At 63.4% G+C, this 22921-nt stretch carries 23 protein-coding genes; 21 read left to right on the top strand and 2 right to left on the bottom strand.

The window, feature by feature from the left end:
• Positions 1-70: 70 nt before the first annotated feature.
• The 4 genes from QGN31_RS25580 to QGN31_RS25565 all read left to right on the top strand — a co-directional run bounded on the left by QGN31_RS25580 (position 71) and on the right by QGN31_RS25565 (position 2409).
• Positions 71-652, top strand: coding sequence for a hypothetical protein (locus tag QGN31_RS25580; RefSeq protein ID WP_043954245.1), 582 nt, complete (start codon positions 71-73; stop codon positions 650-652).
• Positions 653-691: 39 nt separating this feature from the next.
• On the top strand, positions 692-1282 hold the full coding sequence (locus QGN31_RS25575; protein ID WP_233425303.1) for a hypothetical protein: 591 nt from the start codon (positions 692-694) through the stop codon (positions 1280-1282).
• A 68-nt stretch (positions 1283-1350) separates the two neighbouring features.
• Positions 1351-1704, top strand: a complete 354-nt coding sequence (locus QGN31_RS25570; protein WP_083863033.1) for a hypothetical protein — start codon at positions 1351-1353, stop codon at positions 1702-1704.
• Between the two features lie 189 nt (positions 1705-1893).
• On the top strand, positions 1894-2409 hold the full coding sequence (locus tag QGN31_RS25565) for a hypothetical protein (protein ID WP_014941008.1): 516 nt from the start codon (positions 1894-1896) through the stop codon (positions 2407-2409).
• Between the two features lie 99 nt (positions 2410-2508).
• On the opposite strand, the gene QGN31_RS25560 is transcribed toward QGN31_RS25565, so the two are convergent.
• A complete protein-coding gene (locus QGN31_RS25560; RefSeq protein ID WP_043954249.1) occupies positions 2509-3306 on the bottom strand; it encodes an SDR family NAD(P)-dependent oxidoreductase in 798 nt (265 codons plus the stop codon).
• Between the two features lie 294 nt (positions 3307-3600).
• On the opposite strand from QGN31_RS25560, the gene QGN31_RS25555 reads away from it, so the two are divergent.
• Genes QGN31_RS25555 through QGN31_RS25510 form a run of 10 tightly spaced genes read left to right on the top strand, consistent with a single transcriptional unit; the run spans position 3601 to position 13458 of the window.
• Positions 3601-4371: an enoyl-CoA hydratase/isomerase family protein gene (locus QGN31_RS25555; protein WP_014941010.1), complete on the top strand. Its 771-nt coding sequence runs from the start codon at positions 3601-3603 to the stop codon at positions 4369-4371.
• Positions 4368-5171, top strand: coding sequence for an enoyl-CoA hydratase/isomerase family protein (locus QGN31_RS25550; RefSeq protein WP_014941011.1), 804 nt, complete (start codon positions 4368-4370; stop codon positions 5169-5171). Before QGN31_RS25555 ends, QGN31_RS25550 begins: the two co-directional genes overlap by 4 nt.
• The gene (locus QGN31_RS25545; protein ID WP_014941012.1) at positions 5168-5953 is read left to right on the top strand and encodes an enoyl-CoA hydratase/isomerase family protein; all 786 of its coding nucleotides are present in this window, start codon (positions 5168-5170) and stop codon (positions 5951-5953) included. Before QGN31_RS25550 ends, QGN31_RS25545 begins: the two co-directional genes overlap by 4 nt.
• Positions 5950-7599 carry a class I adenylate-forming enzyme family protein gene (locus QGN31_RS25540; RefSeq protein ID WP_014941013.1) on the top strand — a complete coding sequence of 550 codons (1650 nt, stop codon included), beginning with the start codon at positions 5950-5952 and terminating at the stop codon, positions 7597-7599. Before QGN31_RS25545 ends, QGN31_RS25540 begins: the two co-directional genes overlap by 4 nt.
• Positions 7596-8867 (top strand): aromatic ring-hydroxylating oxygenase subunit alpha, encoded by a 1272-nt coding sequence (locus QGN31_RS25535; RefSeq protein ID WP_014941014.1) that lies wholly within the window; start codon positions 7596-7598, stop codon positions 8865-8867. Before QGN31_RS25540 ends, QGN31_RS25535 begins: the two co-directional genes overlap by 4 nt.
• A complete protein-coding gene (locus QGN31_RS25530) occupies positions 8864-9394 on the top strand; it encodes an aromatic-ring-hydroxylating dioxygenase subunit beta (RefSeq protein ID WP_014941015.1) in 531 nt (176 codons plus the stop codon). Before QGN31_RS25535 ends, QGN31_RS25530 begins: the two co-directional genes overlap by 4 nt.
• Before the next feature lie 7 nt (positions 9395-9401).
• Entirely contained in the window at positions 9402-9656 is a 255-nt protein-coding gene (locus QGN31_RS25525) for a hypothetical protein (protein WP_014941016.1), read from the top strand.
• A complete protein-coding gene (locus QGN31_RS25520; protein ID WP_014941017.1) occupies positions 9653-10864 on the top strand; it encodes an acetyl-CoA C-acetyltransferase in 1212 nt (403 codons plus the stop codon). Before QGN31_RS25525 ends, QGN31_RS25520 begins: the two co-directional genes overlap by 4 nt.
• Positions 10865-10910: 46 nt before the next feature.
• On the top strand, positions 10911-12269 hold the full coding sequence (locus QGN31_RS25515) for an OB-fold domain-containing protein (protein WP_014941018.1): 1359 nt from the start codon (positions 10911-10913) through the stop codon (positions 12267-12269).
• Positions 12262-13458, top strand: coding sequence for an acetyl-CoA acetyltransferase (locus QGN31_RS25510; protein ID WP_043954253.1), 1197 nt, complete (start codon positions 12262-12264; stop codon positions 13456-13458). Before QGN31_RS25515 ends, QGN31_RS25510 begins: the two co-directional genes overlap by 8 nt.
• 51 nt (positions 13459-13509) lie before the next feature.
• Here the strand turns inward: QGN31_RS25510 and QGN31_RS25505 are convergent, their stop codons facing one another.
• Complete coding sequence (locus tag QGN31_RS25505) at positions 13510-14157, bottom strand: TetR/AcrR family transcriptional regulator (protein WP_014711219.1); 648 nt, start codon at positions 14155-14157, stop codon at positions 13510-13512.
• Between the two features lie 298 nt (positions 14158-14455).
• Between QGN31_RS25505 and QGN31_RS25500 the strand changes: the two genes are divergently transcribed.
• The 7 genes from QGN31_RS25500 (at position 14456) to QGN31_RS25470 (ending at position 22920) form a co-directional block, all read left to right on the top strand.
• Entirely contained in the window at positions 14456-15502 is a 1047-nt protein-coding gene (locus tag QGN31_RS25500; RefSeq protein ID WP_014941021.1) for a DUF7064 domain-containing protein, read from the top strand.
• Positions 15502-17148, top strand: a complete 1647-nt coding sequence (locus QGN31_RS25495) for a phytoene desaturase family protein (protein WP_043954255.1) — start codon at positions 15502-15504, stop codon at positions 17146-17148. Before QGN31_RS25500 ends, QGN31_RS25495 begins: the two co-directional genes overlap by 1 nt.
• A 9-nt stretch (positions 17149-17157) precedes the next feature.
• On the top strand, positions 17158-18276 hold the full coding sequence (locus tag QGN31_RS25490) for a phosphotransferase family protein (protein WP_014941023.1): 1119 nt from the start codon (positions 17158-17160) through the stop codon (positions 18274-18276).
• Positions 18277-18452: 176 nt separating this feature from the next.
• The gene (locus QGN31_RS25485; protein WP_014941024.1) at positions 18453-19523 is read left to right on the top strand and encodes an ABC transporter ATP-binding protein; all 1071 of its coding nucleotides are present in this window, start codon (positions 18453-18455) and stop codon (positions 19521-19523) included.
• A gap of 187 nt (positions 19524-19710) precedes the next feature.
• A complete protein-coding gene (locus QGN31_RS25480; RefSeq protein ID WP_014941025.1) occupies positions 19711-20115 on the top strand; it encodes an SCP2 sterol-binding domain-containing protein in 405 nt (134 codons plus the stop codon).
• A 4-nt stretch (positions 20116-20119) separates the two neighbouring features.
• The gene (locus tag QGN31_RS25475) at positions 20120-21658 is read left to right on the top strand and encodes an acyl-CoA synthetase (protein ID WP_083862978.1); all 1539 of its coding nucleotides are present in this window, start codon (positions 20120-20122) and stop codon (positions 21656-21658) included.
• Positions 21655-22920: a cytochrome P450 gene (locus QGN31_RS25470; protein WP_014941027.1), complete on the top strand. Its 1266-nt coding sequence runs from the start codon at positions 21655-21657 to the stop codon at positions 22918-22920. The genes QGN31_RS25475 and QGN31_RS25470 overlap by 4 nt, the downstream gene beginning before the upstream one ends.
• Position 22921: the final 1 nt, after the last annotated feature.

The raw sequence follows: 22921 nt of genomic DNA, 5'->3' as shown, positions 1-22921 counted from the left end.
AAGGATGTGCTGAGGGATGGAATCGGTAGCAACCGGCCGGACCGGAACTCGTCTCCGGAGCAGATTCGTGATGATGTGCATGCTGCTCGTTCTCTCTGGGACGGCAATTCTCATGGCTCGCGCCGGCGCTGACCCGCTAGATCCACCGGGCCGCGACTCGGTGCCTCCGCCGTTGGCGCCGGTCAAGCCCATGGCAAATTGGCAGCCCAAATTTCCATTTCCGTTCGACCAGACTCGGGGGAACGTCACCGACGCGGATATCAATGCCGAGCGAGAAATGTGTGGGTGGTTCAATGCGGATTACGCGGATTTGAGGCTCCAGATCGAGAGATTCAACAACAGCGTATTGAGCAGGAACGGTAACTGGGATGCTGAGGGGATTCCGGAGCGGCAAGCTGCCATGACTGCGAATATTGATCAGTCGGTGGACTTCCTTGCTCCCCGTACTCAGTCGCTGACTCAGAGCTATGACCACGCAGGAGATATGTATTTCCCGATTTACGAGGGTCAAAGCTTTTACATCCTCTGGCAGAACCTGTCGAACGTCAGCGCGGGCATCAAGGGCCATCAGCCGACCTGGTTCACCGGACCATCGTTTCAGCGGGTAATGCACTACGGCAGCAAGATCCAGCGGTCCCATGTCTGCGACTGAAAGTGGTCCGGTGGGCGGCATCTCGATGAGGAGGCACACGTGTTGAGAATCCATGTCGGCACGGCTGTGCCGGCACGGGCACGTCAAGGGCGCGCGCCGGCAGCCGGCGCGACGTTGGTCGCGCTCGCCGCGGCTTTGAGTAGCGCTGTACTGTCCGCTCCGCCGAGCACTGCCGATCCGTCCCCCGCGCTCCAACAAGCCGTCATGTCGGCGCGCAGTGGCACGAGTTGCCCGCCGCTGCGGTATGACCCGATCGTCGAGCACGCTGCGGAGATCGTGAATCACTCGACCGACGCCTACGTCAGCCACACAACGAGGAATTCCCCCGCGGACTCGCCGACAGGCGCACTGCCCATCCTCAAGGACCTCGGCAGCAGCGCGGGCAAATCGTGGTCGCTGCAGGGCGCTGGGCACGACAGCGACGCCGACGCGATCAAAGGAGCGATACTGGAAGGGACTACGCAGGGCGCCGGCGTTAGCTTGAATGTCAGCCCGGGTGTGTTCAAGACGCTGGAAGACACGGGTCCAGCGCCATTGGCGAATTGCTCCTACACCGATTTCGGTGTCAGCCTTCTCCACAATGCAGATACCGGCCTCTCGCTTGCTGTCGTCGTCCTGGCGGGCAAATGATCTTGGCTGGTCAGCGCGCGCAGCGGCGGAGTCGCGGTCTCCGGCGCGCCGCGGGGTCGATCGCCGCCTTGGCGGCGATCAGCGTTTCCGCGCTCATAAACCCATCGACTGCGCGGGCTGATGAATCCGTCACCTATGAAGTCGTGTCCGACGTGATTACCGTGGCAAACATCGAATACGAGGATTCGTCAGGGCGGGTGGCGATACCGAACGTGCCGCTGCCCTGGCGGATTGAAGCGACGATAGCCTCGGTAAAAGCTCCGCCACCGAATGGAAGCCAGGTTCGCGCAGATTGGCGTCCGACCGCGGGCCCTTCCAAATGGGTAAGTGCGCGCATCTTTTACCAGGGCAAGCTCCTGTGCCAGAACACTCTCGATGTCGGTGATGCCGCTTGCTACGGCATTACGCCACGTATTACGTAGGCCCGCGATGAGACCCACCCTTATCGCCTTAGTAGCCAGAGCAGATTTCCATCGTTTCGCTAAGCGGGCCGTGAGAGGTGGTCGGGAGAATTGGTGATCAGGTCAAAGCCAAGAACTGTTCGACGCGGACGCGGATTCGGTCGAGGGATCAGAGATGGCCTCCGCACTGCGGCCGCTGTCGGGGTAGGCATGCTGGCCCTCGGCGATCCCGGGGTGGCGCATGCCGATCCGGCACCGGGCGCCGGGCCCGACCCTTTTCCGGATATCCGGTTTTACGACGAGGTCAACGCTGAAGACTTCGCATCTCCGGGTGGAGTGTTTTTCTTGTCCCCGACAGGACAGACGTGTGGGATCTGGCGCCGGGGCAGCTTCGGCTGTGCCGGCGATATTCCCGGCACCGGTCCGGGAATCGGCCATATCGGCTGGATCGAGGGAGACCGGGCAGTGCACTATGACTGGTCGGTAGCGGCGCGGTTTCCCGGCAACCAAGCCGACAAACCGTTGCCGCCGCACGCCCGCATCGACCACGAGGGAACGAGCTGCGCGGCAACTGGTGACAACAGAACCTACTGTGAGCGCGGGCCAATGAGGTTCGTCATCGAACCCACCAAGACCTGGCTGTCGGCGCCGTGGATAGACCTGGCCTGGGTCCAGCTCGGGCCGGCATCGTGTGCGCCACCCGGCGGCGGCCCGTGCTACTCGTAGTGACGAAGTCGCAAAGCTAGAACGCGAAATCGCGACTGCTCTCGGGCGCTGCTGCCGGCGCGCCGATGCTGGCGTTCGCCCTTGCCGGGATGGCCGCTGTTACGGGATCGTGTAGCCGCCGCTGACCGAGATGAGTTGGCCGGTGACCTGCCGCGCCGCCGTCGGCGAACAGAACCACGCCACTGCCTTCGCGACGTCCTCGGCGCTGGTCAAGCGGCGAAGCGGAGTGCCCTTGATCATGTAGTCGATTTGATCCTGGTTGAAGACCTCATCCTGGCCGACGGACCACAGGCTCGATTCGCCGATCGCCTCCGGGCCCTCGGGAATCACCAGGCCCGGGCAGATGACATTGGACCTGATCCCATGGCGGCCGTGTTCGCGCGCCACGGTGCGGGCCAGGGCGACCATCGCTGCTTTCGACGCACCGTAAACGCCTTGACGTATCTGACCGAATGCAGCGTCGCTGGCGATAAACGCGATCGCGCCGCCGCCGGCCTCCTTCATCGGGCCGATCGCGGCCTGCGTGGCCGCGATCGCAGTGAACAGGTTGACTTCGATGGTGCGTTCCCACTTTTCGCGGTCGGTGTCGGTCGCGATGAAACCGGGCACACTCCAACCGGCATTGTTGACCAAGACGTCGATGCCGCCCCAACTATCGACCGAGACGCCAATTGCGGCCTCGGCTTGGTCGGGAGCCGTAAGATCACCTATCGCGACTTCGACCTCGGCGGCGCCCCTATCTTGCGCTTCGCGGCGAACCCGGTCCGCCTGAGCTTTATCGATATCGCTGATCACGATTCGAGCACCCTCCGAGGCGAACACATGCACGATGCCGCGTCCGATGTTCGAAGCGCCGCCGGTCACTACCACGCGGGCAGCTTTCAGTCCAAGGTCCATTCCAAGCTCCTCATTGGGGCGGCTGTTGTGACCGCCGTCATCTTAGTTTAACGTGGATTAGAAATAGGGGTAACTGGATTCGATAGAGAGAGGTCACGATGGCTGAGTCGTTGATCGACCAGTGCGCTCGCGCTACCACTGGCGATGGCAGCGGCTCCGGCCGTCCGGCGCTACGACCGGGGATGGGGCTCGACGCCCACAGGGCGATAGCCGACGAGGGCGTCGGGTGAGGGGTACCGCTGATTTGGCCGAATTGACCGTTACCGTAATGCAGTTCACCGGAGGACCCAAGCGATGACGCTGGTGAGACGCGATGTCGTCGATGGAATAGCGTGGGTCACGCTCAATCGACCGGAGAAGCTCAATGCGATCAGCGTCGGCCTGAACGAGGAATTGTCGCAGACCATCCTGGAGGTAGGTGACAACCCCGACGTCACTGTTGCCGTCATCCGGGGCGCCAACGGAAACTTCTGCGCGGGGGGCGATTTCGAGGAAGTAGAGCGCCTGCGGTCGAAGGGATCTGATGCGCTGCGGGAACTCTTCGTGGGGTTTCGGCGTGCGTGTGAAGCCATTGCCCGCGTCAAGGTTCCGGTCATCGCGGCGGTCGAGGGTGCCGCAATGGCCGGCGGTTTCGAGCTGATGCAAGCCGCAGACATTGCGCTGGTCAGCGACGACGCCAAAATCGCTGACAACCACATCAAGTTCGGGATGGTTCCCGGCGGCGGTAGCAGTCAGCGGCTGGCCCGGCTGGTGGGGCGTCAGCAGGCACTGGGACTGCTGCTCTCCGGCGATCGACTTTCCGGCGCCGAGGCGGTGCGCCACGGTTTGGCATATCGAAGTTTTCCGCAAGCCGGTTTCGACGAGGGCGTGAGACGGTTCGTCACCGCGTTGGCCGGGCGGCGCCGAGAGGCTGTCACGTCGATCAAGCGCCTCGTCTACGCCGGAGTCGAGGTGGCATCACCCCGCGGATTGGATGACGAAATCGACACGGTGGTCAACCACATCTGCGAGGGTGCCGGACAGAACGGGTCGGCCGCATTCAGACAGCGAGGAGTCAAACGATGAGCGTCAAAGAAGCTGTGGCGCCGGTCGCCCTCGATGTCGCGGACGGCGTTGCCAGGCTGCGTCTGAACCGGCCGAAGGCGTCCAACGGGATGAATGTCGAGTTCCTCAAGGCCCTGCACGAGAAGGTGCTGGCGTGTCATGCGGATCCCGCGGTACGCGTGGTGTTGCTCACCGGCGAGGGGCGCAATTTCTGCGCCGGCGGCGATATTCACACCTTCGAGTCCAAGGGTGCAGATCTCCCCGATTATCTGCGCGAGGCCACGGCATGGCTGCAACTGGCCACTGCCGCGCTGATCCAGCTTCGGGCGCCGGTGGTGACGGCCGTCCAGGGCTTCGCTGCCGGGGGAGGCGGACTGGGATTGGTGTGCGCTTCCGACATCGTCATCTCGGCGCGATCAGCAAGATTCTTCTCCGGCGCGGTCCGGGTCGGCATGGCACCAGATGGTGGCTCATCAGTGACGCTGGCGCAATTGGTTGGTCTGCGGCAGGCGTTGCGGATCCTGCTGACCAATCCCACCCTGACAGCCGACGAGGCGCTTGATATCGGGTTGATCACCGAGGTCGTCGACGATGACGAATTGCTCAATCGCGCAGAGGAATTGGCGGCCGAGCTGGCGACGCTGCCGAACCGCGCCCTGTCGGCCACCAAGCGCTTGGTATGGAGCGGATTGGGGTCGTCGGTCGAAGAACGCCTGGCCGAAGAGGCGCGCACGGTTTCCGAACTCTCCGGAACCGCCGACGCACTCGAGGGCCTGCGGGCTGTCATCGAACGCCGCAAGCCGAAATTCACCGGACAATGAACGCCGATTGTGTAGTCGCCGAAGACCGCGGTGCGGTGCGGATCATCACCTTGAACCGGCCGGACAAGCGCAACGCCATCGATCTTCGGGTCCGAATCGAGCTTGCCGGCGCGTTCGAGCGCGCCGACGCCGACACCGCGATCCATGCAATCCTGCTCACAGGTGCGGGGCCGGCATTCTGCTCGGGTGGCGACATCACATCGATGCAACGTATGGAACCCGAGCCGGCGTTGGAACGGGCTCAGCTGGCGCAGCAGGTGATTCGCGCGATTTGGAGAACCCCAAAGCCCGTCGTCGCCGCTTTGGAAGGCTCCGCCTACGGTGCGGGCGTCGCGCTCGCGGCCGCGTGCGACCGTGTGGTCGCCGCCCGAAACGTACGCTTTGCGACGACTTTCACCAATGTGGGCCTGGCGGGCGACATGGGCACCTTCGTCTCGCTGCCGGCCCGTGTCGGCGTGGCCCGCGCCCGGCAGATGCTGATGATGCCGACGCCATTTGACGCGATCGAGGCATTGAGCATGGGTCTCGTCGATGCGCTCGCCGAGCCGGGATCTGCCTTACAAGCCGGATTAATCGACGCTGAGCGACTCGCCGCCGGTCCCACGCACGCATACGGCGTAATCAAATCGCTACTCGCACGGGGGCCTTCGATGGACCCGTTCGACGTCTTGGATCGCGAGGCTCAGCACCAGGCACAATTGTTCGGCACCGACGACTTCGCCGAGGGGATAGACGCTTTCCGCACCAAGCGACGACCGGAATTCGGAGCGCTGGCGCGGTGAGCGCGAAACTAGCCGGGCGCCTTGACTGGTCGTACCTGGACGCCGACACCGGAACGGAGTTGGTGGACCACACCGTCGGTGGCCTGCTGACCGAACGTGCCCATACCCACCACGATGTGGAGGCCTTGGTCGGCCCGCGTCATGGCGATGGGGCGCAGCTGCGATTCACGTACGGAGAGCTGCTGGATGAGGCCTCCCGGGTAGCGACCGCGCTGTCCCGGTTGACGCAGCCCGGTGATTATGTCGCGTTGTGGGCGCCGAATGTGGTGGAGTGGCCGGTAATTCAGTATGGCGCGGCCCTTGCCGGCGTGGTCCTTGTCGCGCTCAACCCTGCGATGCGTGCCAGCGAACTGCGCTACGCGCTGCAGCATTCTGGTGCCTCGGTGCTGATCCATGCTGACCGCAGCCGCGACTACGACTGTGCCTCCGTCGTAGCCGAGATCGCCCAGTCGCTCCCGGCCTTGCGCACCATCAGCTTGTCGTCCCGACCGCAGTGGCGAGCTGACGCTGTCGACGGCGCGGTGATCGCCGCGGCTCCAACCGACCCTGATGAAGCAGTCATGCTGCAGTACACCTCGGGCACCACCGGCACGCCGAAAGGAGTACTGCTGCGGCACCGTTCGCTGATCAACGTCGCGAAGCTGACCGTCCAGTCTGCGTGCATCCCCGCCGGCGCGGTAGCCGTGAACCCGCTGCCGATGTTTCACACCGCCGCCTGCGTGATCAGCACGCTGGGCCCGATGTGGATCGGCGGTACCGAGGTGCTGATCGGCCGGTTCGAGCCCACCGCGGTGCTGGAGACTCTGCGTCGCACACAGGCGTCGGTGCTGTTCTTCGTACCTACGATTCTGTCCAGTCTCGTCGCAGCGCAGCGCACCGCCACCAATCCTCCACCCCGGCTGTCCATCTGCCTCGGCGGGGCGTCCGCCGTATCGGCGGAGCTCATCGAGGCGACCGAACGCACTTTCGGCGCGGCGGTGGTGACCGTCTTTGGTCAGACCGAGCTGGCGTCGGTTCTCACTGCAACGCGGCCCGACGACGCCCGTGCCGATCAGCTCCATACCGTGGGTCGCGCACTGCCGCAGGTTGATTGCAAAGTCGTCGATCCGGCCACAGGTGTGGTATTACCGGTCGGGCAGCCGGGCGAGATCTGCGCGCGCGGCTATCAGCAGATGATCGGATATCTGCACGATCCTGAGGCCACAGCTACGACGGTTGATACGGACGGCTTTGTGCACACCGGCGATATCGGTGCCATAGACGAGCGTGGCTACCTGACCATCACCGGCCGGCTCAAAGAGCTGATCATCCGCGGTGGCGAGAACATCGCCCCAGCAGAAATCGAGGCATGTCTGTCCACGCATGACGCGAACGCCCGGGTGTGCGTCTTCGGTCTTCCCGATGACCGCTTGGGCGAAGTCGTGGGCGCGGTGATCGAGACCCAGGATCCGTCGCCGACAGATCTCGTTGATCGGTTGCATGCGCATGCGCGCAGACACTTGACACCGCACAAGGTTCCGCAGCGTTGGTTCTCCACTGAGGACCTTCCCAGAACGCCCACCGGCAAGGTGCGCAAGTTCGCCTTACCCGACCTCATCGCAAACGGTAGCGTGCGCGAGATCTCCCGAGAGGAGCCCCAAGAATGACTTCGTTGATCGAGTCAGCCTCCGCGACCGGCAGTCGCTACGACCAGTTGATCAAACGCGACAAGGTGCACGGATCGCTCTATACCGACCCCACCATCTTTGCCGAGGAGCTACGCAAAGTTTGGTATCGGTCCTGGGTTTTCGTCGGTCACGAGAGCGAGGTGTCCCAGGCGGGCGACTATGTGCGTAAGCGCCTCGGATTACAAGATGTCATCATGACCCGCGACCGCGACGGGCAGCTGCACCTACTGCTCAATCGCTGCGCGCACCGTGGCAACCAGGTCTGCGACGACGCCAAGGGCAACTCGTCAACCTTCCGTTGTCCATATCACGGATGGACCTACCGCAACGACGGTGAACTCGTAGGGTTCCCGTTCTTCAAGGGTTACGGCGAACGCAAGCTGGACTTGCCAATGGGCAGGGTGCCGCGAATGGATACCTACCGCGGGTTCGTGTTCGGCAGCTTCGCCGTCGACGGCCCCAGCCTTATCGAGCACCTCGGCGCAGCCGCCGGTGAGATAGACCGGCTAGTCAGGCTCTCGCCGGAGGGGGAAGTCCAGCTCACCGCCGGGTGGTTGCAGCATCAGACCCGTGCCAACTGGAAATTGTTGGCGGAGAACGAAACCGACGGTTACCACCCCCAGTTCGTGCACGGCTCGATCTTCGGCGTCACCGGTAGCCCGATCGGTCCTTTGTACAGCGAATCGTCGACCGCGGTGACCCGAGACCTGGGAAACGGTCATAGCGAGAACGACTTGCGGCCGGAGTTCCGCAAGTTCGCCCAGCCATTGCGGTGGTTCGGCACCAGCGAGGACCGGGTGCCCAACTATGTCGCGGCGATCCGCAAGCGATACGGCGATGCGGCAGATGAAATCCTCATCGAAGGTGGGCCGCACGTGATGATTTTCCCCAACCTGTTCATCGCGGAGATCCAGGTATTCAACATCCAACCGGTGTCGGTGGGTGAGTGCATCCAGTACTCCACGGCCGTGCAACTGGCCGGCGCGCCGGAGATGAACAAGCGCATGGTGTCGCAGTGCATGGGTTCGGTCGGGCCGGCCGGAATGCTGCTGGCCGACGACACCGAGATGTATGAGCGTAACCAACTGGGCCTGGAAAACCTGACGCCAGAATGGCTCGACGTTCGTCGTGGACTCAGTCGCGAAAGCGTCGACGAGAACGGCTTCACTATCGGCGGAGCCACCGATGAGACTGGGATGCGCGGGTTTTGGTCGCAATACAAGAGGCTGATGGAGACTGAATCGTGACGAGCACACGCGATGACGCCGCCACCGTAGGGCGACTGCCTGAGGGCTTCGACCGCTGGGAGGTCGAGCAATTCCTGTACCGGGAAGCGCGCTATGCAGACGAGTCCGACTATGACGCCTGGGAGGCGTTGTGGACCGATGACGCGCTCTACTGGGTTCCGGTCGCCTCGACCGACGATCCGCTGCGCGAGATGTCGGTGATCTACGACAACCGCAGTCGCATCGCGACTCGCCTCAAGCAGGTTCGCACCGGCAAGCGTTATGCCCAGGCGCCGCCGTCGAATCTTCGCCGTCTTTTGTCCAACATCGAAATCCTCGGTACTCAGCCAAATCCCAGCGGCGGAGTCGACTTGGAGGTGGGCGCCAACTTCATGGTGCTGGAATCGCGGGCTCGCGGCAATCACCTGTGGGGCGGCCGCGTCACGTACCGGGTGCGTTGCCTGGACGGGGAATTACGACTGGTGTACAAGAAGGTGGATCTGGTGGATAAAGACCGGCCGATTCCTACCCTCGGATTTCTGATCTGAGCCTTTGATGACGATTGAATTCGGCGACGGCGATGCCGTCAGCGCGGCCGGTGTGGGTCCGGTTATCGGCAGTGAATTCGCCCAAGTGTCAGTAAATTTCGATACCAGAGGTAATTCTCCGCGGCTGAGGTTGGAGGACCTTCGATCTGGCCGCGTGCGTTACCTCGATGCGTTGGAATTGGAGACCATCGTCTGGCTGCCTGAGGATCGATTGACCGCCCTGATGAATCCCTCGTCCGATCGTTGGCGGGGCGACGCGTGAGGCGCGCGGCGATAGTCAGCCCGCTGCGCACGGCCGTCGGCGGCTTCGGCGGCACGCTACGGCCGCTGCGCGCCGAGGACCTCGCTGCGCGAGTGATCGACGCGGTCGTCGAGCACAGCGCCGTCGATCCGGCCGCCATCGAGGACGTCATATTCGCGCAGTCCTACGCGAATTCCGAGGCGCCGTGCATCGGACGGTGGGCCGCACTGCACGCCGGACTTCCGATCAGTGTCCCCGGTCTGCAGATCGACCGGCGCTGCGGTGGGGGACTGCAGGCGGTTGTCACCGCGGCGATGACAGTGCAGACCGGCGCCGCCGACGTCGTGCTGGCCGGCGGCGTCGAGTCGATGAGCAACATCGAGCACTACACCACGACGGCGAGGTGGGGATCCCGTTCGGGCAACCAGACTCTCTACGACCGCCTCGACCGCGGGCGCGAATTATCGCAGCCGCCCGCGCGATTCGGCCCGATCAGCGGCATGATCGAGACGGCCGAGAACCTGGCCACCGATTACGGCATCGACCGCGAAGCCGCCGACAGCTATGCCGCGCGCAGCCATCAACGCGCCGCGGCGGCCCAGCGGGCAGGTCTGTTCGACGAGGAGATCGTCGCGGTGCAGGTGCCGCAGCGTAAAGGCGACGCGCTGATTTTCGACCGCGACGAGGGCGTCCGTCCGGACACCACATCGGACACGCTGAGCCGCCTGCGCACCGTGATGCCCGACGGCACCGTTACCGCGGGCAACTCGAGCCAGCAGAACGATGCCGCGGCAGCCTGCCTGGTGGTGGCCGAAGGTCGGCTGGACGATCTCGGCCTGGAACCGCTCGGCTATTTCGAGGGCTGGGCCGCCGTCGGTTGTGAGCCGTCACGGATGGGCATCGGCCCGGTCGGTGCAGTGGAAAAGCTATTCGGTCGAACAGGATTGAACTTCGATGACCTGGATCTGATCGAGCTGAACGAAGCGTTCGCGGTGCAGGTATTGGCGGTGCTGGCCGGATGGGGCGTCAAGCTCGACGACGTCGGGGACCGGCTGAACGTCAATGGCTCGGGCATTTCCCTGGGACACCCCATCGGCGCCACTGGGGTCCGCATACTCACCACGATGTTGCACGAGTTACGCAGGCGTGGGGGCGGTTTGGCATTGGAGACCATGTGTATCGGTGGCGGGCAGGGCATTGCCGCGATATTCCGCGGAGCGTCATCATGACCGGCGACCAGGGTGCGCGGCGAGTCGGGGTGAAGGTGGTGTGCCGATGAAGGGTCTGGTCGGCTACGCGGCATACCTGCCCCGCTACCGATTGGCCGGCGCCGACATCGGGCTACGTCGGGGAGACCGGGTAGTCGGTGGATTCGACGAGGACAGCACGACGATGGCGGTGGCGGCCGCAGCGGCGATACCCGGCGTACAGAACACCACTGCGCTGTATTTCGCCACCAGCACACCGGCTTACGCCGACAAGACCAACGCCACCGCGATCCACGCCGCGCTCGGTCTGGCCGAAGACAGCCTGGCCGTCGACTTCTGCGGGACGGGCCGAAGCGGGTTCGCGGCAGTCTTGGCCGCCGCGCGCGCCGGCGGCCTCGCGGTGAGCGCCGACATCCGGGTGGGACGGCCCGGGTCGGCGGACGAGAAGCTTGGCGGCGACGGCGCGGCAGCACTGCTGTTCGGAGACAGCGATGAGGCTCTCGCCGAAGTCGTCGCTAGTACATCGCTGACAGCGGAATTCCTGGATCGTTGGCGCGCGGTTACTTCGGTGACTGGCGAGCAATGGGAGGAGCGGTTCGGTGCCGAGCGTTACGCGGCGCTCATCCGCGCCGCGGTCGAACGCGTTCTGAAACCTGCCGGTGTAGCCGACGTTGACCACGTGGTGCTCGCTTGCCCGAATAGTGCGATCGTCAAGCGAGCGGCGACCTTGGTCAAAGGGGAGAAGTCGGTGGTCACCTCGCCCATAGGCTTCTCGGGTGCCTGTGATGCCGCACTGGCACTGTGCAGCGTGCTCGATACCGCCGATGCGGGGGACACCATCCTGGTGTTGTGGGCAGTCGATGGCTGTGACGCGATGTTGTTGCGGGCGACGACCGCGCTGCCGGGCGCCCGTCAACCACGGCCGGTCACCCGGCAACGGGCCGACGGCCTGCCCGTCGCGCACTTGACGTACCTGTCGTGGCGCGGGTTGGTCGAGATGGAACCCCCGCGCCGTCCGGAGCCGGACCGGCCCTCGGGCCCGGCGGCGCAGCGGTCTGCGCCGTGGAAGTTCGGTCTCAGCGGATCGTGCTGCGAGGCTTGTGGATTCGTTCATCTCCCACCGGGCCGCGTCTGTAAGAGTTGCGGTGCGACCGACCAGATGGGCGTGATGCCCGTTGCGGCCATGCGAGGGGCCGTCGTTACCTACACCGTCGACTACCTGGCGTACTCACCGTCGCCGCCCGTCGTGCAGGCCGTGGTAGACGTGTCCGGTGGCGGCCGATTCGCCTGCCAAGTTGCCGATGCCGAGCCGGAACGCATCCAGGTCGGCTCAACGGTGGGATTCACCTTCCGGCGCCTGTTCACCGCAGGCGACGTGCACAACTATTTCTGGAAAGCCCGATTGGACGGGAGCGGCGATGGCTAGCAGGGGAATAGCGGGCAAGGTCGCAGTCGTGGCGATGGGCTGCTCGCGATTCGGCGAACGGTGGGCCGATTCTGCCGACGACTTGCTACTCGAGGCCTACAGCGAGTGCATGACGTCGGTTCCCGGCTTGAGCGCCAACGATATTGACGCCTACTGGCTGGGCACCTTGAGCTCGGGGATGTCGGGCCTGACTCTGAGCCGACCACTGGGAACCGGCGACAAACCGGTGACTCGGGTGGAGAACATGTGCGCCAGCGGATCGGAGGCTTTCCGCAACGCCTGTTACGCGGTCGCCAGTGGTGCCTACGACGTGGCCATGGCTTTCGGGGTGGAGAAGCTCAAGGATTCCGGCTTCTCCGGGTTGTTACGTCAAGATCCGCCCAGCGATGGCACCGCGCCCGAACTGTCGATGACGGCACCTGCGGCTTTCTCGCTACTGGATCCGGCCTACTGCGCGAAGTACGGCACCCACGCTGACGAGATGCGTGCGGCGATGACTCACGTTGCCTGGAAGAACCACACCAACGGCGCCCGTAACCCCAAGGCGCAGTTCCGTTCTGCCGTCGCCAGGGAAACCATCGACAAGGCGCCGAAGGTGGCCGGACGGCTCGGGGTTTTCGACTGCTCTGGGGTGTCCGACGGTGCCGCCTGCGCAGTAATCGTGCCGGCCGAACGCGCTCATGAATACACCGAAACGCCGATGTATGTTCTCGGACTCTCACTGGTGGCCGGCTCGGGCCGCGGCGCGATGGATCCCAGCTACGACTACACCAGTTTCCCCGAGGTTGTGCGCTCGGCCCAGGACGCCTACCGGCAGGCGGGCATAGTGGATCCGCGGACCGCATTCTCTCTGGCCGAGGTCCACGACTGCTTCACTCCCACGGAGATCGTGTTGATGGAAGATCTCGGATTCGCCGACCCCGGTCAGGCGTGCAAAGACGTGCTGGCGGGTGACTTCGACGCTGATGGCCGGTTGCCGATCAACCCCGACGGTGGCCTGAAGTCATTCGGCCATCCCGTCGGCGCCAGCGGGCTGCGGATGCTGTACGAGGCGTGGCTGCAGTTCCGCGGAGAGGCGGGCCAGCGACAACTGCGCGATCCGCACACCGCGCTTACCCACAACCTGGGCGGGCGTCCGGGCAGTTGTGTCTCTTTTGTTTCGGTAGTAGGCGCGACTCAAGGAATCTAGAGCGCGACGCTGTGTTGGGCGTGTCTTTCGGCTCCGCGAGGACAGGCTGAATCAGAGCAGCTCGTCGGCGGCCGTGCGAACGATGGTTTCGGCTTCGGTGGCCGGCACTCCGAGCGCCGCGAGGACATGCTGGGCAAATGCCCGGTCGGCGTCTGGACCGTGCCGTCCGTCGAGGACCTCGCGAATCAGAGCGAAGGCGCCGCCGATCACGGCAGTCAGTACCACCTCGATGTCGGCGACGACGAAGCGGTCGCTCGCGATACCGCGTTCGACGGCGACCCGAGCATGGGGGTGGACCGCTTCGCCGAACAGGGCCTCCGAATGGCTGATGTTCACGATCAGCCGGGCGAAGTCAGGTTCGTCGTAGGCGAGTCGGATCACCCTGAGGTTGGCCAGCGCCACCACGATCGCTGGATCGGTGTCCGCGTTGATGTCGCTGATCGTTGCCAACGCGAGTTTGGACAGGCTCTCGGTGATCACCGCCTCCAGCAGCTCTTCTTTGGAGGAGAAGTAGTTGTAGAAGCCGCCCAAGGCGATATCTGCTTCCTCGGTGATGTCCTGAATACGCACGCGAGCAACGCCTTTCGCTGCGATCAGCGAGCGAGCGGCATCCATCAGCGACTGCCGCGTGCGGAGTCGCTGACGCTCGACGCGGGTCAGCGTCTTGCTTTCGGGAGCAGAGGCCACGCCCGAATTCATACGCGCTGAATGCGGATTCATGCTTGAAATCCTATTCACTTTCATGTTAGCTTCGATGGGTGGCGCCGTGAACTGGCTCACATGAGTAGGAAGATTCCGATGGTTTCTCCGCTGCCCTAGGCGATCCCGAAGCCGCCGATCTTTCTGGCGATGCCCAGGGCGGCGAGGCAATGGTGAACACCTTGGTGTCCGGCGTGGCGGCGTCGGGAGCACGGTCGCGCGTGCTTCGGGCTGGTAATCGCTGGCCCACCCGCCGGCTGCTGTCTGCCGTCAAACCATTTGATGCATAGGAGCTTTCATGCCGATACACACTCATCCAGCCGCAACCGACCTGCTGTTACCGCTGCCTGCAGCAGGGGAGGAGTGGGATCCACACCTCATCCATACGCATTACTTCGGCTTCTCGGTTCCCGAGGCGGCGATCGGCGTATTCCTCTACGTCCGCTACCAGCCGGCGTTCCCGTTGTCACAGGGCGGCGTCTGCATCTTTCAGGGCACCGACAACATCGAATACACCGACATGGCTTTCCTGGATTACGAGATAACGATGCCGTGGCCCACAGTGTCGGGAAACACGATCACCACTGACAATGGGCTGACGATCGACTTCATCGAGCCCGGAAAGACCGCGCGGCTTACCTACGACAGCGGTGATGGAGCCGCCGCGATCGATGTCATCGCCGAGGCGGTGACCCCGCTTCTGGCGCGAGGGCATGTGATGCCGGGGGAAGAAGATCACCACGAAGCATCCCGGATGGCCGGCGGTACTGAGCAATTCATGCATGTGACCGGCGAACTACGACTGCGGGGCGAGGTTCACGCGGTCAACTGCTATGCACCCAGAGATCGATCGTGGAGCCAGATCCGGGTGGAACGCCGCGGCGCAGTCCCGGTTCCGCCGGTCGGTTGGTCACCGATGTACTTCGGTCCGGATTTGATCTTCAACCAGATCAGCTTTGAACCGCTGGACACCGATCCCGCATGGGCCGGGCTCTACGAGGTCGGCGACCGCGCGTCGCACCACTTCGCCTGGATTCAGCGCGGCGACGAAAGCCGGTCGATCAAGTGGGTACGCCGCAACGTCCTCGAATACCACCAGCGAACGTACCTGCCGATGCGTCAGGAGATCACTACAGAGGACGAGCTTGGCGAGGTGTACCGGTTTCAGGGCGAGGCGATCGCCTGCGCGTCGCTGCCGGCGTGGCCTAACACGTCTTTTCACGACAGCGTCTATCGCTGGACCGACGAACACGGCCGAATGACATACGCGACGTACCAAGAACTGTGGTTTCACGAGTACCAGCAACTGATGAAGCGCCGTGCGCTGGCCGCGTGGCAGTCGTAATGGGAGGGCAGGAAGTGTTTCATTCGAAGAGCAATGACTACGACGTCGTAGTGATCGGCGCCGGCCACAACGGGTTGACGGCCGCGGCCTACCTCGCCCGGGCCGGACTTCGGGTGGTCGTGCTGGAAGCCTCGCCCACGCCTGGCGGCATGCTGGGTACGAACGCCATCTTCGACAGTGCACCACAACATCTGATCAACGAAGGCGGTATCCAGGCTTCGTTGTTCCGCTCGAGCACTGTCGAGGCCGATCTGGGCCTGCAACGCCACGGCCTGCGGCAGGTCATCGCCGATCCGTTCCACGTGCACCTCGATCCTGACGGACCATCGCTGGCTTTCTGGAAGGACCCGGCGCGTACGGCTGACGAGCTGAAGTACTTCTCACGCAAAGACGCTCGCGCCTATCTCGAGTTCGCCCAACAGCTCGACGCGGCAATGGATCTCGCGCTGCCTTTTATGAACGGACACCCCACCCACCCATCAGGTAAAGCGATCCTCAATGCGATACCCGTGGCGATGCGTCGGCGCAAGGATCTGCTTCCTCTGATCAGCTTCCTGACCCGGTCGCATGCCGAGATCATCACCGAGCGTTTCGACACTCCGCTATTGCGCGCCGCACTGGCGTCGATGCCGCCGTTTTGCTGGATGACGCAGGATGGCACCGGTTGGGCGTTGATCTATATCGCAATGTGCCTGCGTACCAACTCGTCTCGGATGGTCGGAGGCTCGGGCGCGTTGCCGGGGGCCATTCAGCGTTCGTTGGAGGCGTATGGCGGCAAGGTACGGCTGTCCGCACGCGTGGAAGAGTTGTTGCTCGACCGCGGTCAGATCAGCGGTGTTCGACTGGAAAGCGGCGAGGTAGTGCGGGCGCCTTATGTGTTGGCGTCGTGCAGCCCGAAACTCACGCTGTGCGAGCTATTGCCACGCGGGGTTCTCGACGACACCATGCAACGACGCGCGGACGCCATCCCGGTCGATGTGGTCGAGGCCGCGACGCTCAAGATCGACGTCGCACTCGACGGTCAGTTGTCCCTGCCGCGCCACCAGGCTTGGCGAGATGACGGCTTGGATCTGCGCGAACCGATCTGCGCCTGGCAGACATTCGAAGAGCATATCCGGGCGTGGGAGGACACCATTGCCGGCCGCTGGCCGGACCCGATCTGCGGCATCGGGATCATCCCGACAGCCCTGGATCCCAGCCAGGCCCCGGCCGGCAAGGACACGTTCTGGTACTGGTCCGGCATCACGCCGGCGCATCCCGACGAGCCGTGGGAGGACGTCCGGGACAAGATAGGTGACCGCGCATTGGGCGCAGCGGCCGACTTCTACAAAGGGCTGGACTCGATGGTCATCGAGCGACGGGTGTTCAACATTCCGGACCTGGCGACGCGCTTCAATGTGCCGGGCGGCAACGTGTATCACGTCGACCCGGCCGGGATGCGGTTCGGACCATTACGGCCCGCAACGGGTTTCGGCAGTTACGACACGCCAGTTCCGGGGTTGTTCCTCAGCGGCGCCGGGACGCATCCCACGGGCGGTATCAGCGCCATTCCCGGTCAGCAATCGGCCAAATGGCTACTGAAAAAGATGAAGCGGTCCAACGGCTTGGTCGGTCGCGCCAGGCAGCGACTCTCGAACTCTCGTTGAGGAGATCTCATGGCACTGAAGAACGTGATCGACACCGATGTCGCAGCCGCCAAGCTGGCTTCCTGGCTGTCCTCGAAAATACCTGAGGCCCAGCAGATCACGATCGCCGACTTGCAGGTGCCCGGTGCCGGCGGGTTGTCGAACGAAACGGTGCTGTTCACCGCGTGCTGGCAGCAGGACGGTGCGGCAGTAACGAGAGGCATGGTCGCCCGGGTGCAGCCCGACGGCCCCGGCGTGTTCCCGGATTACGACCTGCACAAGGAGTGGGCCGTCATCAAGGCATTGGGCAAACACACGAAGGTGCCGGTCCCCGCGGCCTACTTCTACGAAGAGGATCCGTCCATCCTCGGTTCGCCGTTCCTGGTGATGGAGCGCATCGACGGACGCATCCCGGCTGACGACCCACCGTTTACGGCGGCCGGGTGGGTGCTCGACCTGACGCCTGAGCAGCGACGTCGGATGTGGCATAACGGCATCGACGCGATGGCCGCCATTCACGGCGTCGACTGGCGCGGGGCCGGGTTGGGGTTCCTCGACGCACCCGAGAACCACAGCGGTCTCGACGCCGGCCTGGCTCATTGGCGGAAGACATTCGACTGGGCGGCCGAGGGCGAGCCGAACCCGACGATCGAAGCGGCCCTTGCATGGCTCGACGAGAACCGGCCTGAGTCCGATACAGAGAAGGTGCTCAATTGGGGCGATGCACGGGTCGGCAACATCATCTTCTCCGACAGCCTGGCGGCCGCGGCGGTGCTCGACTGGGAGATGGTCGTCCTGGCCAGCCGTGAGCAAGAAATTGGCTGGTGGCTGTTCCTCCAGCGCCATCACACCGACGGTGTGGGCCTGCCGCTGCCTGAGGGTATTCCCGATCACGCCGAAACGGTCGACTACTACGAGCAACTCACGGGTCACCGGCTGCAAAACCTGGATTATTACGAGGTCTTGGCCGGAACCCGGTTGGCGATCTTGATGGTTCGGGCCGCGCACCTGATGATCGGTGCCGGACTTCTGCCGCCGGACGCCACGATGGCGCTGAGCAATCCGGCTACCCAACTGGTCGCGAAGTTGCTCGGTATGACCCCTCCGGACGCGGTCAGCATCAGCTTCATCGGCAATCGTGGCCAGTGAGGCGACGCGATCGCTGGCGTCATGCACCAGCCCGAAATTTTTCTATTTAAGATAAAAATCTTGCTGCCACGTCGACGCAGCGAAGTTATGCTGGCCCCGGCGGACACGCTTGAGCGGATTGCTCGCGCGCCGAGCGAACCGGCGATGAGCAAGTGTCGAAACGGGAGGGGTTTGGCGTGGGTATCGGTATTTCGGTTACGGGGCTGACGAAGTCATTCGGCGCTCAGCGAATTTGGGAAGACGTGACGATGGACATTCCGGAGGGCGAGGTCAGCGTGCTGCTGGGCCCGTCGGGTACCGGTAAGTCAGTGTTCTTGAAGTCGTTGATCGGTCTGCTGCGCCCAGAGCACGGCTCGATTGTGGTCGACGGCACCGACATCACCGAGTGTTCGCCCAAGGAGCTCTATGACATCCGCACTATGTTCGGCGTGCTTTTCCAGGACGGCGCTTTGTTCGGGTCGATGAACCTGTATGACAACACCGCGTTCCCATTGCGCGAGCACACCAAGAAGAAGGAAGGCGAGATCCGTGACGTGGTCATGGAGAAACTGGAACTCGTCGGTCTGGGCGGGGATGAGAAGAAGTTCCCCGGTGAGATCTCCGGTGGTATGCGCAAGCGTGCCGGCCTGGCCCGCTCGCTGGTGTTGGACCCGCAGATCATTCTGTGTGACGAGCCCGACTCGGGTCTGGATCCGGTCCGTACCGCTTACCTGTCGCAGTTGCTGATCGACATCAACGCCCAGATCGACGCGACCATCTTGATCGTGACGCACAACATCAACATTGCGCGGACGGTGCCCGACAATATGGGCATGCTGTTCCGTCGCAAGCTGGTCATGTTCGGGCCCCGCGAAGTGCTGCTGACCAGCGACGAGCCCGTGGTGCGGCAGTTCCTCAACGGTCGTCGTATCGGGCCGATCGGCATGTCCGAGGAAAAGGACGAGGCCACCATGGCCGAGGAGCAGGCCCAAATGGAGGCCGGTCACCACGACGGTGGTGTCGAGGAGGTCGAGGGCGTGCCCCCACAGATCACCTGCACTCCGGGCATGCCCGAGCGCAAAGCTGTCTCCCGCCGTCAGGCCCGGGTTCGGGAGAACCTGCACCTGCTGCCCCAGGATGCCCAGGAGGCCATCCTCGAATCGTTCGCGAAAGCCGGCAAACATGCCGCAGTTCAGGACTACGACGGTTACGCCGACCAGCACGACGAGGCCGATACCGCTTCGATCCCGATCCTGCGAGGGGCCTGATCTCTGCCGCAAGGGTGGATGTCGGGGTTGGTGACGAGGAGCGGCGCCTTAACATAAGTTGACTTATGGTATGGTCCCTGTGACGGGGGTCATAGACCATGCCGAGCACACTTCGTGGCACGAAACCTGACTCGGCGAAGATTTGAATCTGAATTAAATTAAACGGAGATTAAGGAGACGCGGAACGATGGGGTTCAAGGACTCGGCGGAAGTCACAAAATACATCGGCGGGATTTTCGAGACGGCCTTCGAGGATGAAGAAATCGGGCCGAAGCTAGTTGCCACCGGACTCGTGGTGGCGTTCGACTTCTCCGATCCCGAGGCGCTTGTGGTCATCGACATGGCGAACAAATCCGTGCGGGAAGGACTCGAGGGCGGGTCGCCGCCGACCGCCACTATGTCCATGACGGCTGAGACCGGCAACGGGTATTGGCAGGGCAAGGTCAACCTGCCACTGGCGATGGCCAAGAAGAAGATCAAAGTCGACGGCAACGTCGCGAGCCTGCTCAAGCTGGCCCCGCTTGGAAAGAAGCTGTACCCGAGCTACATCGAGCGGCTCAAGAACGACGGTCGCGACGACCTGCTCGTTTAGGCCGATGTTCCCCGGTACACACGCGCGGTCCGCCCCGGACCGACCGGCTGTGATCATGGCTGAGTCGGGCCGGACACTGACGTACGGCGTACTCGACGATCATTCGGCCCGACTCGCGGCGGCGCTGCACGGAATGGGCCTACGCAGAGGCGACGTCATTGCGCTGGTCTCGGACAACACGGCTGAAGCTTTCGAGATCTATTGGGCCGCATTACGTTCTGGTCTGTACATCACCGCTGTCAATTGGCACTTGGCTCCAGAGGAAGCGGCGTACATCCTGCAGGACAGCGGCGCGAGTGTCGTGTTCGCCTCGGCCGGGGTGCGGGAATTGGCCAGTCACCTGCGTGATCGGGCTTCAGGGGTACGACATTGGTACTCCATCGGCGATGCGATCGCCGGCTATCTGCCCTACGACGACCTACTGGCCAGCGCTAACCCGACGATCACGGATCAGCCGCGCGGTTCGGAGATGTTGTATTCATCCGGAACCACCGGACGGCCCAAAGGCATCAGGCCGCACCTGCTTCCGATCCAGGTTGACGAGCCCGGGGATCCGCTGGTGGGGCTGCTGGCCCATGCCTTCAAGATCACCAGCGATGACGTATACCTTTCGCCCGCACCGATTTATCACACCGCCCCGCTGAAGTGGTGTGGCGGGGTTCAGGCATTGGGCGGCACCGTAATTCTGATGGAGCGGTTCAACGCCGAACAGGCACTGGCCGCCATCGAGAAGTACCGAGTGACAGTCAGTCAGATGGTCCCGACGATGTTCGTCCGCATGCTGCAGTTGCCAGAGGAAGTTCGCAACCGCTACGACCTCTCGTCACTGAGGCTGGCCGTGCACGCGGCAGCGCCCTGTCCGCCAGACGTCAAAGACGCCATGATCGACTGGTGGGGCCCTGTGCTGGTCGAATACTATGGCGCGACAGAGCAACACGGCACCACCGTGATCACCGCCGCGGAGTGGAAAGACAAGCGGGGATCGGTGGGCAAATCCGCGCTGGGTGTCCTGCACATCTGCGACGAGGAGGGCCGTGAGTTGCCCCCGGGTGAGGTCGGGGCCGTCTACTTCGAGCGCGACGTGGCGCCCTTCGAGTATCACAACGATCCGGAAAAGACCGCTTCGTCGAGGCATCCGGCCCACGAGAACTGGACCACTGTCGGCGACATCGGTTACGTCGACGACGACGGCTACCTGTTCCTGACCGATCGGAAAGCATTCGTGATCATCTCCGGCGGAGTCAACATCTATCCGCAGGAAATCGAGAACGTCTTGACGCTGCACCCGAAGGTCTTCGATGTCGCGGTCATCGGCGTGCCCGATGCGGAGATGGGGGAACAGGTCAAAGCCGTCGTCCAATTACGCTCTGAGGCAACGCCATCTCCTGAATTGGCAGACGAGATCATCGCCTACGTCCGGGAGCGCATCGCGCATTTCAAAGCACCCCGCTCCGTCGACTTCGTCGACGAGCTGCCCAGGACAGCCACCGGAAAGCTCGCCAAGAGAAGTCTCAAAGACCGCTATATGGAGGCACCCGCATGACTACTGAGACACCAGCCAAAACCGACCGCCCGCCCTTCGACCCGGTAGACATCTCGTCACAAGCATTCTGGGCGCAAAGCTTCGACGAGCGCGAGAAGGCATTCAAGATCCTTCGCGACGAACGCCCCGTGAGCTGGCACCGGCCGATCGAAGGCTCCATGATGGAGCCAGAAATCGACGGTGTCTGGGTCGTGACCCGCCACGAGGACGTCAGCTACGTCAGCAAAAACCCTGAGATCTTCTGCTCCGGGCAGGGCATTACGTTCGAGGCCGTTCCCGAAGAGATGCTCGATGCAACGCAGTCCTTCCTGGGTATGGATGGGGCGAAGCACTCGAGCTTGCGACGGCTGGTCAGTTCAGTCTTCACGCCCCGCCAGGTCGCCAAGATCAAAGAACAGATCGAGCACCAGGCGGAATCGATTGTCAGCGATCTGATCAAGGCGAAGGAAGGCGACTTCGTACAACAGGTGGCCAAACGCCTTCCGATGTGGACCATCTACGAGATGCTCGGGCTGCCCGAGGACGAGCGCGACGAGGCGGCGCATCTGGCAGAGGGCATGGTGGCATGGGCCGATCCCGATGTCGCGGCCGGTCGTGAACCCGGCGAAGTGCTGACCGACTCCCTTGTCGGGCTGCTCAACATCGGGATCGGTCTCGCCGAGAAGCGCCGGGCGCATCCGCAGAATGACTTGATGACGTCCCTGGTCCAAGCGGAAGTCGATGGACGGCAGCTCACCGACGACGAACTGGGGCCTTACTTCGTCCTGCTCTCGGTGGCAGGCAACGACACCACGCGCACCACCACCACCTTCACCACAATTGCGTTGCAGGAATTTCCCGACCAGAAAGCCTTGCTGGCACAGGATTTCGACGGGCGGATCAAAGTCGCGATGGACGAGTTCGTCCGCTGGACGACCCCCGTCATGACGTTCCGGCGCACTGCCACTCAGGACACCGAGCTGCACGGCCAGCACATCCGCGAGGGCGACTGGGTGACGATGGTCTATTCCTCGGCCAACCGCGACGAGCGAGTGTTCAACAACCCCAACGTATTCGACATCACCCGCTCACCCAATCCGCATGTCGCATTCGGCGGAGGCGGCCCGCACTTCTGTATGGGCGCGTTCATGGCCAAGATGCAGCTGGAGTCGATGTTCCGCGAGCTGATCTTCCGGGCGCCGGGCCTGCGGGTCGGCGAGCCCGAGTATTTGACCGGAAACTTCATCACCGCAGTCAAATCCCTGCCCTACACGATCGACTAGG

Origin of the sequence: Mycobacterium sp. 2-64 (assembly GCF_035918375.1) — a bacterium.
GTDB lineage: Bacteria > Actinomycetota > Actinomycetes > Mycobacteriales > Mycobacteriaceae > Mycobacterium > Mycobacterium intracellulare.
The sequence above is the reverse complement of the archived record's forward strand: the minus strand, read 5'-3'. Positions and strand labels throughout refer to the sequence as shown.

Coding starts and splice junctions, on each gene's coding strand:
- QGN31_RS25580 (WP_043954245.1), top strand. CDS start 71: ATGATGTGCATGCTGCTCGTTCTCTCTGGGACGGCAATTCTCATGGCT.
- QGN31_RS25565 (WP_014941008.1), top strand. CDS start 1,894: ATGCTGGCCCTCGGCGATCCCGGGGTGGCGCATGCCGATCCGGCACCG.
- QGN31_RS25560 (WP_043954249.1), bottom strand. CDS start 3,306: ATGGACCTTGGACTGAAAGCTGCCCGCGTGGTAGTGACCGGCGGCGCT.
- QGN31_RS25555 (WP_014941010.1), top strand. CDS start 3,601: ATGACGCTGGTGAGACGCGATGTCGTCGATGGAATAGCGTGGGTCACG.
- QGN31_RS25550 (WP_014941011.1), top strand. CDS start 4,368: ATGAGCGTCAAAGAAGCTGTGGCGCCGGTCGCCCTCGATGTCGCGGAC.
- QGN31_RS25545 (WP_014941012.1), top strand. CDS start 5,168: ATGAACGCCGATTGTGTAGTCGCCGAAGACCGCGGTGCGGTGCGGATC.
- QGN31_RS25535 (WP_014941014.1), top strand. CDS start 7,596: ATGACTTCGTTGATCGAGTCAGCCTCCGCGACCGGCAGTCGCTACGAC.
- QGN31_RS25525 (WP_014941016.1), top strand. CDS start 9,402: ATGACGATTGAATTCGGCGACGGCGATGCCGTCAGCGCGGCCGGTGTG.
- QGN31_RS25515 (WP_014941018.1), top strand. CDS start 10,911: ATGAAGGGTCTGGTCGGCTACGCGGCATACCTGCCCCGCTACCGATTG.
- QGN31_RS25510 (WP_043954253.1), top strand. CDS start 12,262: ATGGCTAGCAGGGGAATAGCGGGCAAGGTCGCAGTCGTGGCGATGGGC.
- QGN31_RS25505 (WP_014711219.1), bottom strand. CDS start 14,157: ATGAATTCGGGCGTGGCCTCTGCTCCCGAAAGCAAGACGCTGACCCGC.
- QGN31_RS25500 (WP_014941021.1), top strand. CDS start 14,456: ATGCCGATACACACTCATCCAGCCGCAACCGACCTGCTGTTACCGCTG.
- QGN31_RS25495 (WP_043954255.1), top strand. CDS start 15,502: ATGGGAGGGCAGGAAGTGTTTCATTCGAAGAGCAATGACTACGACGTC.
- QGN31_RS25490 (WP_014941023.1), top strand. CDS start 17,158: ATGGCACTGAAGAACGTGATCGACACCGATGTCGCAGCCGCCAAGCTG.
- QGN31_RS25480 (WP_014941025.1), top strand. CDS start 19,711: ATGGGGTTCAAGGACTCGGCGGAAGTCACAAAATACATCGGCGGGATT.
- QGN31_RS25475 (WP_083862978.1), top strand. CDS start 20,120: ATGTTCCCCGGTACACACGCGCGGTCCGCCCCGGACCGACCGGCTGTG.
- QGN31_RS25470 (WP_014941027.1), top strand. CDS start 21,655: ATGACTACTGAGACACCAGCCAAAACCGACCGCCCGCCCTTCGACCCG.